Annotated in this window: 14 protein-coding genes; 3 read left to right on the forward strand and 11 right to left on the reverse strand. The window is 68.0% G+C overall.

All coding sequences use genetic code 11. The features are described from left to right. Positions 1-40: 40 nt before the first annotated feature. Positions 41-1,384, forward strand: a complete 1,344-nt coding sequence (gene lat / locus I1A62_RS41700) for an L-lysine 6-transaminase (protein ID WP_219457981.1) — start codon at positions 41-43, stop codon at positions 1,382-1,384. After that, positions 1,381-2,169, forward strand: coding sequence for a tyrosine-protein phosphatase (locus tag I1A62_RS41705; protein ID WP_219457983.1), 789 nt, complete (start codon positions 1,381-1,383; stop codon positions 2,167-2,169). Before lat ends, I1A62_RS41705 begins: the two co-directional genes overlap by 4 nt. On the opposite strand, the gene I1A62_RS41710 is transcribed toward I1A62_RS41705, so the two are convergent. The 9 genes from I1A62_RS41710 to I1A62_RS41750 all read right to left on the reverse strand — a co-directional run bounded on the left by I1A62_RS41710 (position 2,133) and on the right by I1A62_RS41750 (position 9,475). Then, the gene (locus I1A62_RS41710) at positions 2,133-2,465 is read right to left on the reverse strand and encodes a VanZ family protein (protein ID WP_124394689.1); all 333 of its coding nucleotides are present in this window, start codon (positions 2,463-2,465) and stop codon (positions 2,133-2,135) included. The genes I1A62_RS41705 and I1A62_RS41710 overlap by 37 nt on opposite strands. Positions 2,466-2,467: 2 nt before the next feature. Beyond that, positions 2,468-2,806, reverse strand: a complete 339-nt coding sequence (locus I1A62_RS41715; RefSeq protein ID WP_124394681.1) for a hypothetical protein — start codon at positions 2,804-2,806, stop codon at positions 2,468-2,470. Between the two features lies 1 nt (position 2,807). Next, complete coding sequence (locus tag I1A62_RS41720) at positions 2,808-3,221, reverse strand: DUF1707 domain-containing protein (RefSeq protein ID WP_219457984.1); 414 nt, start codon at positions 3,219-3,221, stop codon at positions 2,808-2,810. 55 nt (positions 3,222-3,276) lie between these two features. Beyond that, positions 3,277-4,320 carry an IS3 family transposase gene (locus I1A62_RS41725; RefSeq protein ID WP_257890617.1) on the reverse strand — a complete coding sequence of 348 codons (1,044 nt, stop codon included), beginning with the start codon at positions 4,318-4,320 and terminating at the stop codon, positions 3,277-3,279. Continuing rightward, on the reverse strand, positions 4,293-4,757 hold the full coding sequence (locus I1A62_RS41730; protein ID WP_307720204.1) for a hypothetical protein: 465 nt from the start codon (positions 4,755-4,757) through the stop codon (positions 4,293-4,295). Before I1A62_RS41730 ends, I1A62_RS41725 begins: the two co-directional genes overlap by 28 nt. A gap of 87 nt (positions 4,758-4,844) precedes the next feature. Next, complete coding sequence (locus I1A62_RS41735; protein WP_219457986.1) at positions 4,845-6,632, reverse strand: acetyl/propionyl/methylcrotonyl-CoA carboxylase subunit alpha; 1,788 nt, start codon at positions 6,630-6,632, stop codon at positions 4,845-4,847. Positions 6,633-6,764: 132 nt separating this feature from the next. Continuing rightward, positions 6,765-8,141 carry a condensation domain-containing protein gene (locus I1A62_RS41740; RefSeq protein ID WP_219457988.1) on the reverse strand — a complete coding sequence of 459 codons (1,377 nt, stop codon included), beginning with the start codon at positions 8,139-8,141 and terminating at the stop codon, positions 6,765-6,767. A gap of 21 nt (positions 8,142-8,162) precedes the next feature. Continuing rightward, the gene (locus tag I1A62_RS41745; protein ID WP_124396532.1) at positions 8,163-8,579 is read right to left on the reverse strand and encodes a SufE family protein; all 417 of its coding nucleotides are present in this window, start codon (positions 8,577-8,579) and stop codon (positions 8,163-8,165) included. Next, positions 8,576-9,475 (reverse strand): sulfurtransferase, encoded by a 900-nt coding sequence (locus tag I1A62_RS41750; protein WP_072951493.1) that lies wholly within the window; start codon positions 9,473-9,475, stop codon positions 8,576-8,578. The genes I1A62_RS41745 and I1A62_RS41750 overlap by 4 nt, the downstream gene beginning before the upstream one ends. A gap of 147 nt (positions 9,476-9,622) precedes the next feature. On the opposite strand from I1A62_RS41750, the gene I1A62_RS41755 reads away from it, so the two are divergent. Beyond that, positions 9,623-10,033: a group III truncated hemoglobin gene (locus tag I1A62_RS41755; RefSeq protein ID WP_124396533.1), complete on the forward strand. Its 411-nt coding sequence runs from the start codon at positions 9,623-9,625 to the stop codon at positions 10,031-10,033. Here I1A62_RS41755 and I1A62_RS41760 read toward each other — a convergent pair. Beyond that, positions 10,000-11,442 (reverse strand): condensation domain-containing protein, encoded by a 1,443-nt coding sequence (locus I1A62_RS41760; protein ID WP_124396534.1) that lies wholly within the window; start codon positions 11,440-11,442, stop codon positions 10,000-10,002. The genes I1A62_RS41755 and I1A62_RS41760 overlap by 34 nt on opposite strands. Next, positions 11,442-12,959: a condensation domain-containing protein gene (locus tag I1A62_RS41765; protein ID WP_219457990.1), complete on the reverse strand. Its 1,518-nt coding sequence runs from the start codon at positions 12,957-12,959 to the stop codon at positions 11,442-11,444. The genes I1A62_RS41760 and I1A62_RS41765 overlap by 1 nt, the downstream gene beginning before the upstream one ends. Between the last annotated feature and the right edge of the window lie 148 nt (positions 12,960-13,107).

Consider the following 13,107-nt stretch of genomic DNA (forward strand, 5'->3'; position numbering starts at 1 on the left):
TCGTCGCCGATAGACAGGAATTTTGACGTAATCTCTCGGTATGAGCACAGCGATTCGTTTTACCGGAAATGGGGGCGAGCTGCCGGCGAGCCAGGTGCACGACGTGCTGCGCGAGCGCATTCTGGTCGACGGGTTCGATCTCGTACTCGACCTGGACCGCTCACGCGGCACCCATCTCGTCGACCTGCGGGACGGCATCAGCTACCTGGACATGTTCGGATTCTTCGCGTCGTCGGCCCTCGGGATGAACCACCCCGCACTGGCGGACGACGACGCGTTTCGCCGGGAACTGGCGGCGGCGGCGATCAACAAACCGAGCAACTCCGACATCTACACCGTTCCGATGGCACGGTTCGTCGAAACGTTCGCCCGGGTGCTGGGCGATCCCGCACTACCGCATCTCTTCTTCATCGACGGTGGTGCGCTCGCCGTCGAGAACGCGCTGAAGGTGGCGTTCGACTGGAAGAGCAGGCTCAACGAGAGCCGTGGCCTCGACCCGGCGCTCGGCACGAAGGTGCTCCACCTGACCGAGGCCTTCCACGGGCGCAGCGGATACACCATGTCGCTCACCAACACCGAGCCCGGCAAGGTGGCGCGGTACCCCAAGTTCGACTGGCCGCGCATCGACTCCCCGTACCTCACGGACGGGCGGGACGTCGAGGACGCCGAGCGGCACGCACTGGACCAGGCGCGGCAAGCGTTCGCCGAGAACCCCTCGGACGTGGCCTGTTTCATCGCCGAGCCGATTCAGGGCGAGGGTGGAGACCATCACTTCCGCCCGGAATTCTTCCAGGCGATGGAGGCGCTCTGCCGCGAGAACGACGCCCTCTTCGTGTTCGACGAGGTGCAGACCGGCTGCGGTCTCACCGGCACCGCCTGGGCGTACCAGCAACTGGGGGTGCACCCCGACGTCGTCGCGTTCGGCAAGAAGACCCAGGTCTGCGGAATCATGGCCGGCGGCAGGGTGGACGACATCCCCGACAACGTGTTCGCGGTCAGCTCGCGGATCAACTCGACCTGGGGCGGCAACCTCACCGACATGGTGCGGTCCCGCCGGATCCTCGAGATCGTCGAGGAGGACAGGCTCGTCGACCGGGCCCGCATGACGGGGGCACACCTTCTCGAACGGCTACGGGAACTCGCGCGGGCGAACGCCGACGTGACCGAACCGCGGGGGCGTGGCCTGATGTGTGCGATCACGCTTCCCACCCCGCAGCGGCGGGACCGGGTGGTCGCGGACCTCAGGGACCGGGAGCGGGTGCTGATCCTGCCGACCGGAAAGCGCGGGATCCGGTTCCGTCCACCGTTGACGGTGACGACCGCGGAACTCGACGCCGCCGTGGATGCACTGGCCCGGGTGCTGGGCGGTACCGTCGACGCATGACGCCGATTCCGCTCACGTCCGTGCCCAATCTGCGAGACGTCGGCGGCTACCGGACCGCGGACGGCGCGAAGGTGCGCACCGGTGTGTTCTACCGTTCGACCGATCTCAGCCGGGTCGCGGACACCGACATGCCGGCGCTCGACGGCCTCGGGATCCGGATGGTGTACGACCTGCGGACCGCGGACGAGCGCGCCGCGGCCCCCGACATTCTCCCGAACGGGGCCCGCGCGGTCGCGTTGGACGTGCTCGCCGACAAGGGGATCCGCTCGATCCCCGCGCAGATGCTGCAGGTGATCGCCGACCCGATGATCGCCGAACGCGAACTCGGCGGCGGACGCGCTATCGAGTATTTCGAGGGCAGCTACCGCGATTTCGTCGAGATGCCCAGCGCGGTGTCCTCGTACCGGGAACTGTTCGGCGGTCTCGCGACCAACGGCAACACGCCCGCCCTCGTGCACTGCACGACCGGGAAGGACCGGACGGGATGGGCCACGGCGGCGCTGCTGCTGCTCCTCGGGGTCGCCGAAGACGACGTGTTCCACGACTATCTGCTGACCAACGAACTCCTGCTGCCGGCGTTCGCGGGCGTGTTCGAGAAATTCGTCGACGCAGGGGGAGATCCGGCGCTGCTCGAGCCCGTGCTCGGGGTCCGCGAGCAGTATCTGCAGGTATCGCTCGCCGCCATGCGCGAGCAGTACGGGACGATCGAACGGTACTTCTCCGACGGACTCGGCCTCGACGCCGGAGTTCAGACTCTGCTGCGGGAGTGCATGATCGCGGACTGAGCGGACAACCCGATCGCCACACCCACCATGTCCGCGCAGAGATCCCAGACCGAACCGTGCCTGCCGATCGGCAGCACGCCCTGCAGTATCTCGGTGATCACCGCGAACGCCGCGAGCCAGAGCACCGTGATCCGTGGTGTCAGAAGGGCATACCGGGAGGCGGCCGCCAGCGCCGCGAACAGCACGGCATGCACCACCTTGTCGGCATGTTCGGGGCCGGACGGCGTCGCGGACGCCGGGGACAGCAACATGACCATCGCCAGCACGGTGAGGGCCGCCACCGGAACGGAACGCATACTCACCGCTGGACCGTGAACCCCAGTGCGCCCTCCGCAAACCGTTGCACCGCATCCGATCCGCTCGCGAGCGCGTCCTCGTGACCGGCCCGTGCCCAGCCGGTGAGTGTCGCGGTTTCCCCGGACGGAGTGAGCCCCACCTCGGCGAGCAGTTCGCCGGTGTTGGGCTGGCAGATCGCCCACGAATAGTGCTCGTCGCTCAGCCACTGCGCCGTGCGGCGGGCGATGTAGCCGGGTTCGGTTATTCCACCGTCCGCGAGCGCCGGACGGTCATTGACCCGCTCGTCCTCGCGCAGCGCGCGCAGATACCAGCCGCCTGCATTGACCTCCACCGGTTCCATGTCAGCGGTCCCGGCGGCCGCGGCGGCGATCGCGATCGTGCCGGTCGTCGCGGGTGCCGAACAGGATGGCGCCGGCCGCAGGGATCATCAGGAAGAACAGCCAGCTGTTGTCTACGGGGACGACGAAGAACAGCACGAGGGCGACGAGCGGGATCACCGACATCACGATGCGACGCCAGTTCTGGTCGCGGTCGGTGTCCGCTGCCACGGCCTTGGCAGGCGCGGCCGCGGTGGTCGCGGGGAGGTCGGTGAACACTCGATCGAGTTCGCCGCGGGTGGTGGCATTCGTGACCGCGAGACTGCGCTCGTCGAACTCGGGGACCGTCAGACGGCCCGCGGCGAAGTGTTCGCTCAACGAGTTCAGGGCCTGCTCGCGTTCGGCTGTGCCGATACGGATCTCGGGAACGTCAGACATGCGTACAGTGTGGCACGGCCACCCGTGAGTACTTGTTAACCGCGGGCGGTAGTTGTCAACCTGTCTGAGACAGGTTCTGGTTGATGTTGATGCCTGTCGGTTGTGGCGGGTGTGGTGCCAGGGGTCGGCCGCGGAACCGTTCGGGGTGTTCGGCCCAGATCTGGTCCAGCCGGTGCTGTCGGCGGCGGTGTTCCTCGGTGTCGAGGCCGAGGAACACCGATGCGGGGGTGTGCCGGCCCAGGGCACTGTGCCGGTGTTCGAGCGCGTAGCGGGTCATGAACGTCTCGGTCCATCGCCGCGCGTGGTCGATGTCGTCGAACCGAAGCGGGCACGACAAGTCGTACTTGATGGTCTTGAACAGCGACTCGGAGAACGGGTTGTCATCGCTGACCCTCGGTCGTGAGTAGGTCCGGCACGCGCCCGCCTCGTCGAGGGCGGCGATCAGGGCATGTGAGCGCATCGACGGACCATTGTCGGCATGCACCACCTCGGGCACCCCGAACGCCTCGAACGCCTCGGCGAACATCTGCACCGCCAACTCGGGAACCTCGGCGTACTCGATCCGCCAGGCCACCGGGAACCGCGAGAACACGTCCATCACCAGGTACAGCAGATACCTGTCCTGCTTGCGGGGACCGTGCAACATCGTGATGTCCCACGACCACAACTGCCCGGCCCGACCGGCCCGGGCGACCGGTGCCCGGCGGGCCGCGGCCGTGGCCCGCCGGGTGCGGCGACGGTCCCCGGTCAAGTTCTGCGCACGCGCCACCCGGTAGAACGTCGACTCCGAACACGCGACGAACCCGGCGTCGAAAGAACGCCAATACACCTGCACCACAGACAGATCCGTGTTCTCCTCGGCCAGGATCAACTCGACGATCCGGGCGCGCTCGTCGTCGGACAACGCGGCGGGCTGCCGCCGCTGAACGTGCGGGACCGGCTCGGTGACCGGAACGTAGTGCCGGTAACCGCGGGTGCGCCGGTAGTAACTCGACCGCGGCACACCGAGCAGGGCGCACGCCGCGGTGACCGGCATCGCCGCGTCCCGGACCAACACCCCGACGGTGTCGATCAGGACAGCTTCTCTCGCTCGAGCCACTGCGCGTACTCGTTCGCGCTCATCAACGCCGGTGGGATCGCAGATGGGTCCTCGTTCGAGCGCTTGGTGATCCCCTGCAAGAGCTCGAACGCTTTTCCCAGGATCTCCTGGGCGGTCTCCGCCTGTTCCACCTGGGCCTTGAGCCGTGTGTTCTCCCGGCGCAGCCGCGCCAGCTCGGCCCGATCCCGACTGTCCATCCAATTCCTCGACTTCTCTGCCGCGGCGACCATCGCCTGCGTGTATTGTCCGCTCTCCCGCGCGCGAAGCCACGCAGTGACGTGGTTCTTGCTCAGGTTCAACTCACGCAGCAGGCGCGTCTTGGCGCCGTGCTCGGTGCACTCGTCCCACCGGCGCAGCACCTCGATCCGGAACGCGATCGGAAACGAACGCCTACCCGTCGGACCACGCCCGATCGGAAAGCTGTCGATGTCGGTCACAGGGAACTCCGCTCCCCACGCTGACTGCCAGGTGTCTCACGACCATGCTGACAGCCAGCGCGGGCGGTTAACAAGTACTCACGGGAGCTACTTGAGCTCTGCGAGGACGGTGCCCTGGGTGATGGCGGAGCCGGGTTCGACGGCGAGGCCGGTGACGGTGCCGGCCTTGTGGGCGTTGACGGGGTTTTCCATTTTCATGGCCTCGAGGACGGCGATGAGGTCGCCCTCGGCGACTTGCTGGCCTTCTTCGACGGCGACCTTGACGACGGTGCCCTGCATGGGGGCGGTGACGGCGTCACCGGACGCGGCGCCGCCGTGGGCGCCGCCGCGGGTGCGGGCCTTGGGCTTCTTGCGGGCCGGGCCGGCGGGGGCGCCGCCGGTGCCGAGGGTGAACTGGCCGGGCAGCGACACCTCGACGCGGCGGCCGCCGACCTCGACGACGACGTTCTGCCGGGGCAGGTTCTCCTCGTCGTCGAGCGGGGCGCCGCCGGTGAACGGTTCGACCTGGTTGTCCCATTCGGTTTCGATCCACTTGGTGTAGACGTCGAAGCCGGTGCCGTCGCCGATGAAGGCGGGGTCGGAGACGATGGCCCGGTGGAACGGGATGACCGTGGCCAGGCCTTCGACCTGGAATTCGGCGAGGGCGCGGCGGGCCCGGGCGAGGGCCTCGTCGCGGGTGGCGCCGGTGACGATCAGCTTGGCGAGCATGGAGTCGAACTGGCCGCCGATGACGGAGCCGGTTTCGACGCCGGAGTCCATTCGGACGCCGGGGCCGGTGGGGGGCACGAACTTGGTGACCGGTCCGGGGGCGGGCAGGAAGCCGCGGCCGGCGTCCTCGCCGTTGATGCGGAACTCGAAGGCGTGCCCGCGGGGGGTGGGGTCCTCGGTGAGGTCGAGGTGTTCGCCGTTGGCGATCTTGAACTGCTGCAGCACCAGGTCGATGCCGGCGGTTTCCTCGGTGACGGGGTGTTCGACCTGCAGGCGGGTGTTGACCTCGAGGAAGGAGACGGTGTCGCCCTGGACGAGGTATTCGACGGTGCCGGCGCCGTAGTATCCGGCCTCTTTGCAGATGGCCTTCGCGGAGGAGTGGATCCGGGCGCGCTGGTCGTCGGTGAGGAACGGGGCGGGGGCCTCCTCGACGAGTTTCTGGAAGCGGCGCTGCAGGGAGCAGTCGCGGGTGCCGGCGACGATGACGTTGCCGTGCTGGTCGGCGATGACCTGCGCTTCGACGTGCCGGGCCTTGTCCAGATACTGTTCGACGAAGCATTCGCCGCGGCCGAACGCGGCGACGGCCTCGCGGGTGGCGGAGTCGAACAGTTCGGGGATTTCCTCGATGGTGTGGGCGACCTTCATGCCGCGCCCGCCGCCGCCGAAGGCGGCCTTGATGGCGACGGGGACGCCGTATTCCTTGGCGAAGGCGACGACCTCGTCGGCGTTCTTGACGGGGTCCTTGGTGCCGGCGGCCATCGGGGCCTTCGCCTTTTCGGCGATGTGGCGGGCGGTGACCTTGTCGCCGAGGTCGCGGATCGACTGCGGGGACGGGCCGATCCAGATCAGGCCGGCGTCGAGCACGGCCTGGGCGAAGTCGGCGTTCTCGGAGAGGAAGCCGTAGCCGGGGTGGATGGCGTCGGCACCGGATTTGGCGGCGGCGTCCAAAATTTTGTCGAACACCAGGTAGGACTCGGCGGAGGTCTGTCCGCCGAGGGCGAAGGCTTCGTCGGCCAGGCGCACGAACGGGGCGTCGGCGTCGGGTTCGGCGTAGACGGCGACGCTGGCCAGGCCGGCGTCGGCGGCGGCCCGGATCACCCGCACTGCGATCTCACCGCGGTTCGCGACGAGCACCTTCGTGATGTGCGCGCTGGCATGACTGGGCACTGAGCCTCCTGTGGTTCGCATGGTCTGTCACCGCGGTGGTCCCCGGGGGTGTTCACCGGCGGTGGGTTACGGCATCTCTTCGGAGTCTAGGCACCGAACCGATCGGTGTTGCCACCGGACCGAATATTGCCGTCAGGCCTGTCCGACGCTGCGCAACCCTACCGAAGGGTAGCTGGTTGAAACCTGTTCCAGTTGCCGGCGGAGGCTCGCGACCCACGTGTGGACGCTCGCGGCGGCGATGTCGTTGCCCGGATATCGGACCGCCAGATTGACGCCGCGGGGGGTGCGGTTGATCCACGCGTACACGTCGTGCGTGTACTGCCGGCTCCGCAGCGCCCGGGCGTTACGTTCGTGCCAGCGGCCCGCTTCGGGCACGAACCGGACGTCCATGTAAGAGACGACGAAACGCGGCCGGATGGGGATGTCGAGTTCCTTCTCGATCTGGTCGAACGGCACCACCGAGATCGGTTTGGTCCGGGCCACGCTGTCCGCGGCCTCGCGGGCGACGGCGGCGAAATCGTCCGACGTCACCTCGAAGTCGATCGGGCTCAGCCCCACGAACCAGCCCAGCGCGGACGCCCACTGCGGGGAGTGCCGGGTATGCACCGGGGTAACGGTCCGGAAGCGGTCATCGCCCGTTACTTCCGCACCGGCCAGGCCGAGGCACGCGAGCAGGCCGGGGAAGAACCCCACATCCGCCTCCCGGCACGCCGAGTTGAACGCCGCGGCCTGATCGGCGTCGAGTATCCAGGCGGACAGGTTCTGCTGCGCGTACGTCGTGCGCGGGCCGACTTCGAGGGGGAACTCGGGGAGTCCCGGCCCCTCGAGTGCGGACCGCCACACGTCGAGCGCCTCCCGCTTGACCTCGGCGTCGGTGGAGATCTCGCGCTCCTCGCGGCCGAAGTCGATGTAGCTGCCGACGGGGAACAGGTTGGCCGTGCGACCGGACAGCGCCTCCTCGTACAGGGCGGTCAACTCGTGGGCGACGAGCACGATGGAGAACCCGTCGATGATCGAGTGATCCGCCGCGAAGAACACGGTGAACCGGTCGCGCTGCACGGTCTCGAGCGTCGCGAAGACGTACGACGGCCAACTGTGCGGCGAGGCGTACTCGTCGAACAGTTGCTGCAGGTGCGCGAAGTTGTCGCCACCGGCGGCGTCGTAACCGTGGCTGACGACCCCCACGTGCAGCCCGCCCTGCGGCACGGTCCGCCTGCAGACCCGCTCGGTCTCCGTGTCGAACGTCGTGTGCGAGCGCAGCACCTCGTGACGATCGGTCCACTTCTCCAGCGCGGTACGGAACGCGGTGACGTTCAGCGTTCCGTGGATCTCGAATGCGGTGCCCAGCCAGGATTCGCGACCGTCGGCGTCGGCGCACCGGCGCAGATGTGCCTCGTGGATGTACGACGCAGGACGGGGGTCGTCCACCCACTCCGAGCGGGCGCACGGCAGCCATTCGGTGAGCGCACCCACCGGAACGGGGTAGTCGGCAAGTTCGGTGAATTCCATCGGTATGTGTTCAGACCCTGCCTAGCCGCGGAGATGCCGCTTGATTCGCGCGAGCATCGCCGACATGCCGCGCAGCCGCAGCGGACTGACGGCGTCGGCGAGCCCGAGCGCGGAGTAGAAATCGTCCGGAATGCCGAGGATGGTGACGGCACTGTGCCCATCGAGGCCCTGGTGCAGGATCGACGCGAAACCCCGCGTGGTCGGTGCCTCCGCGGGCGCGCTGAAGTGCAGTCGCACGTGCTCCGGATCGGAGTCGTCGACCGACAGGAACAGCGGCGACTGGCACTCGGGCACCGGTTCCATCGCGTCCTGCTCGAGTTCGGCAGGCAGCGGCGCCAATTCGCGGCTGAACTCCAGCAGCAACTGCAGCTTGTCCGAGCCGTCGACGGCGGCGAAGTCGTCGACGATCTCGGCAAGCGAATCGGGTAGTTCGGTCATGACGTTGCGCCGGGAACATCTCCCGGCTCTTCACCCCTGACGATCGGAACGCGAACCATGTTGCCCCATTCCGTCCACGAACCGTCGTAGTTGCGGACGTTGGGGTAACCGAGCAGGTGGGTGAGGACGAACCAGGTGTGGCTGGAACGTTCACCGATCCGGCAGTACGCCACGATGTCGTCGTCGGCGGACACCCCGCCGTAGATCTCGTTCAGTTCACCGCGCGAACGGAAACGGCTGTCGGGTGCGGCGGCCTTGGCCCAGGGAATGCTCTGCGCGCTCGGGATGTGGCCGCCGCGGAGTGCGCCTTCTTCCGGGTAGTCGGGCATGTGGGTGCGTTCGCCGGTGTACTCCTGCGGCGACCGCACGTCGATCAGCGGTCCCTTGCCGAGGTGATCGAGCACGTCGTCCTTGAACGCGCGGATCGGGGCGTCGTTGCGCTCGACCACCGGGTAGTCGGTGGGGGAGGTCTCGGGGACGTCGAACGCGGTGTCCCGGTTCTCGGCGATCCACGCGTCGCGGCCGCCGTCGAGGAGGCGGACGTCCTCGTGTCCGAACAGCGTGAACACCCACAGGGCGTACGCCGCCCACCAGTTGCTCTTGTCGCCGTAGATCACGACGGTGTCGTCGCGGCTGATGCCCTTGCGGCTCATCAGCTCGGCGAACTGCTCCCCGTTGATGTAGTCGCGCGTCACCGGGTCGTTGAGGTCGAGGTGCCAGTCGACCTTGACGGCGCCGGGAATGTGACCGACGTCGTAGAGGAGCACGTCCTCGTCCGACTCCACGACCTTGAGGCCGGGTGTGCCCAGATTCGCGGACAGCCACTCCGTCGACACGAGCCGACCGGGATTGGCGTACTCGGCGAAGGACTGGGTGGGATCTGGCGCTACGGGCACGAGTGGGCTCCTGGGGCAGATGCGACGGGGACGGATCAATTCTAGGCGGACGCCGGAAGTTCTTCCGACCGGCGTTCACACTTACCTTCCGCGCACGGTGAGGACGGTGAGCGCGGGCGCGTAGATTCGCACCCGAACGGAGGCCCCATGCCCGACATCGCGACGCGCGCCGACCTGGAACTGCTGCTCCGCCACTTCTACGGCCGGGCATTCGCCGACCCGGTCCTCGAACCAGCCTTCGAGACGCTCGCCGTGATCGGCCTGGACGACCACCTGCCCGTCATGTGCGACTTCTGGGAGACGATCCTGCTGCGCACCGGCGTCTACCGCGGCAGCGTCGGCGCCGTGCACCGGGCGCTGCACGGCAGGCACGGATTCACCGGCCGGCACTTCGACCGCTGGGTCGAGCTGTGGACGTCCAGCGTCGACGAACTGTTCGTCGGCGACGTCGCGCAGCAGGCCAAGAACGAGGCGGCCAGGATCGCCGTCGGGATGCGGCGACAACTGTTCGAGCCCTCCCGCGGTCAGACGACCGGAGTGCCCTCCAGGTTCAGCTGACTGGTGAGTTCCGCGATGGGAGTGACACCGTTCTCGCAGACGTCGTGCATGATCTCCCGCAGCCGCACCAGGAACTCCGTGACCGCACGCCGCGCCGTCGGCGTCTCGGGGAACCGCGACCGCAGCGCGAGACCCCGCTGGGTGCGTGAGATCCAGAACTGGGCGTCGTCCGCGACCGTCACGTTGCTGATGTGGTGGGCGTTCAATTCGTCGTGGTCGTCGGTGCCCGGCAGCTTGCGGTAGTCGATGTACGAGACCATGAACACATCGGTGCGGGTGCGGCGATATCCGTCACCGAGCGCCTCCCGCACCTGGGCCATCGACACGCCCTTGAGCGTGAGCGCCGTGCGGAACGAGGCGTGGGTGTGCGCCAGCGAGGACTGGAAGTCGCAGTCGGGGGTCAGTTCGACGGTCAGCGGCGCGCTCGTCGTGAGCCACCCGATCGCGTTGGCCCACTGCGGGTCCTGGCGGATGTGCAGCGGAAACTGCAACGGCATCCGGTCGGCGCCGTTGATCGAGTGCACGGCCAGACCCATCGCGGTGAGCGTCCCCGTGAACAGACTTCCCCCGGAATCCAGGCAGATCTCCTCGAACCGGTCGGTGCCCGCGGCGTCGAGGAGGGGACGCACATCGGCGCCCTGCGGGGCGGGCCTGCCGGCCTCGACGCCCAGATCGAGCGGGAAACTGGGCGCGGTGCCGCCGCAGCGCTGGTAGAAGCGGGCCCATTCCCGCACCCGGGGGTCGCCGATCTCGGTGACCGGCGCCTCGGCCTCGAGTTCGCAGTACCGAAGGAAGCTCCCCGGATCGCCGAGTTCCTCCGTCAGTTCCGCCTCGGTGAGCACACCCGAGCGGCCGAGCCCGATGATTCGCTGATAGATCTGCCGGAGTTCGCCCAGCGCGATGACGAGCGAATACCCGTCGACGAGCGTGTGATCGAACGCACTGACCACGGTGTAGTGCGAGTCGCGCTCGATGGTCGCGAACAGGTAGGCGGGGAACGTCAGCGGATCGCACGCCTCGGTGAACCGGTACCGCAGATGGTCGCGGAGTTCGTGCGGTGACGTCGTCAGCGAGGACTCGGACGCGACGACGGTGATGTCGTCGGGGTCGAGATCCACCCGGGCCATCGCGTCCGGGCTCACGTCGAAGCCGGTCTGCAGCGTGTCGTGACGCCGGACGAAATGCACCAGTGCCTGCGCGAGCGCGTCCCGGTCGAGTCGGCCGGGGAGGTCGAAAGCCGCTGCCATCCACACACTTCGGCCGACCCCGTGCGTGCGGGCGGTGTCGAGGTGGAACTGCTGGTTGTACGACGGCGGCACCGCCGAGGCCGACACCTCACCCGGCGCGACGGACCACTCCGTCACCAGGCCGGGTTCGAGCATGTACCGGTCGATCGACGTGACGTGCACTACTCCACCCCTGCGGCAGTCACGGATTCCGCGGCCACCGGCGCGAACGGCGTCACCGTGTAATCGCCCTCGTGGGCCACGGTTTTCATGATCGTCGACAACCGTTCGGCATACACGGTCACCGACCGGTGCGCCTCCTCCGTGTCCGGATGCGAGATGGCCATCCACGTGCCCTCGAAAACGCGGTTGATCCAGATCGACGCGATCTGGGTGGCCTTGCCGCCGACGATGCCGGTCGCCCGGGCCGACACGAAACTCTCGGTCTGCGGCAATCGCCGCCCGTCGATGTACGACACGATCGGCGGCGGTGCGAGCGTGGTGTGCTGCGACGTCGCCGCGGGGCCCGCCTCGGCGAGAACGGTGTCGATCACCTGCTGCACGGACACCTCACCGAGAGCCTTCCCCGAACGGTAGGCGTCCTGCGCGCGCCCGGCGAGCCCGGTGAACGTCGCGGCCTCGTCCAGGGCGAATCCGACCGGGATGAGATTGATGAACCACCCCTGGGACCAGTAGAACTGCGGGTCGTTGCGGGTGGTGACGGGGGAGAGCGCCATGTAGCGGTCGCGTCCGACCAATTCGTGTTCGGTGATGGCGAGGGCCGCGAACACCCCGCCGATGAAGTTGGAACCGTGTGCCTTGCACACGGCGCCGAACCGCTCGCACTCGTCGGCGTCGGCGAGGTCGAACCGGCTGCCGATGGCCGGCTTGGGTGCGTCGGACGCCCCGAGGTCGAGCGGAAAGCTCGGAAAGCTGCCCCCGTTGCGTGTGAGGTGACCGATCCAGCCGTGCACCTCGGGGGACGCGAGTGTCAGCGTCGCCGCCTTCTCCCGTTCCTGCCTGCTGTATTCCACGTAGCTCCCCGGATCGGGAAGTTCGGGCGCGGCGCCGTCGAGTTCGGCCTGGTAGATGATCCGCGTCTCGGCGAACGTGAGAATCATCGACTGCATGTCGGTGTGCGCGTGATCGACGGCGTGGAACAGGGTGAAGCTGTCCTCGGTCCGGGGCGCCTCCGCGTCGTAGTGCTCCACCACACCGAAGACGAACGCGGGCCATGCCAGCGCGCTCGTGTCGTTCGCGAAGCGCGCGGCGATGTGGTCACGGACCTGTTTGGGGGTGGTGAGCGTCTCGCCCTCGTGTGCCGTGAGCGCGATGGCGTCGGCGGGCACGACGTGCCGCCGAACCGCGTTGCCGGTGTCCGTGGGGTCGGCGTCCGCGTGCTCGAACGAGAACCAGCTGTGCAGCGTGTCGTGCCGCAGCACGTAGCGCTCGAGGGTCCGGGTCATCGCCGCGCGGTCGAGCCTGCCCGGGAAGTCGAACGCGATGCCGATCCACGGCGACTGAGTTTCGCCGTTGTTCGCCGCCAGCCGGGCCCGCCGCAGGTGCCGCTCCTGCATCGTCGTCGGCAGAGCCGGATCCACCGGAGCTTCGGCAGCCGCACGTGCACTCGCGTCCGTGACTTTCCACTCGACGACCCGCCCAGGTTCCGGCTTCCAGTGGGTGATCAAGTTCAAGTCCATCGAGCGGCTCCTGGTGTCGAATCGAGGTTGCGAGATCGGTCGGGTGTGGCACGGCCTTCTCGCAACAGGATGCGGCACCGAGTGCCTTACCGCGAGAGGTAAAGAAGTATGAGACTGATTACAGGCCGGTCCCAGTTTAGTCAAGTGT

This window comes from Rhodococcus sp. USK10 (assembly GCF_019378875.1).
Lineage (GTDB): Bacteria > Actinomycetota > Actinomycetes > Mycobacteriales > Mycobacteriaceae > Rhodococcus_F > Rhodococcus_F pseudokoreensis.

Excerpts from the sequence above, each read along its gene's own strand:
- I1A62_RS41765 (WP_219457990.1), bottom strand. The coding sequence starts at position 12,959 with ATGGACTTGAACTTGATCACCCACTGGAAGCCGGAACCTGGGCGGGTC.
- lat (WP_219457981.1), top strand. The coding sequence starts at position 41 with ATGAGCACAGCGATTCGTTTTACCGGAAATGGGGGCGAGCTGCCGGCG.
- I1A62_RS41720 (WP_219457984.1), bottom strand. The coding sequence starts at position 3,221 with ATGTCTGACGTTCCCGAGATCCGTATCGGCACAGCCGAACGCGAGCAG.
- I1A62_RS41755 (WP_124396533.1), top strand. The coding sequence starts at position 9,623 with ATGCCCGACATCGCGACGCGCGCCGACCTGGAACTGCTGCTCCGCCAC.
- I1A62_RS41740 (WP_219457988.1), bottom strand. The coding sequence starts at position 8,141 with ATGGAATTCACCGAACTTGCCGACTACCCCGTTCCGGTGGGTGCGCTC.
- I1A62_RS41715 (WP_124394681.1), bottom strand. The coding sequence starts at position 2,806 with ATGGAACCGGTGGAGGTCAATGCAGGCGGCTGGTATCTGCGCGCGCTG.
- I1A62_RS41710 (WP_124394689.1), bottom strand. The coding sequence starts at position 2,465 with ATGCGTTCCGTTCCGGTGGCGGCCCTCACCGTGCTGGCGATGGTCATG.
- I1A62_RS41745 (WP_124396532.1), bottom strand. The coding sequence starts at position 8,579 with ATGACCGAACTACCCGATTCGCTTGCCGAGATCGTCGACGACTTCGCC.
- I1A62_RS41705 (WP_219457983.1), top strand. The coding sequence starts at position 1,381 with ATGACGCCGATTCCGCTCACGTCCGTGCCCAATCTGCGAGACGTCGGC.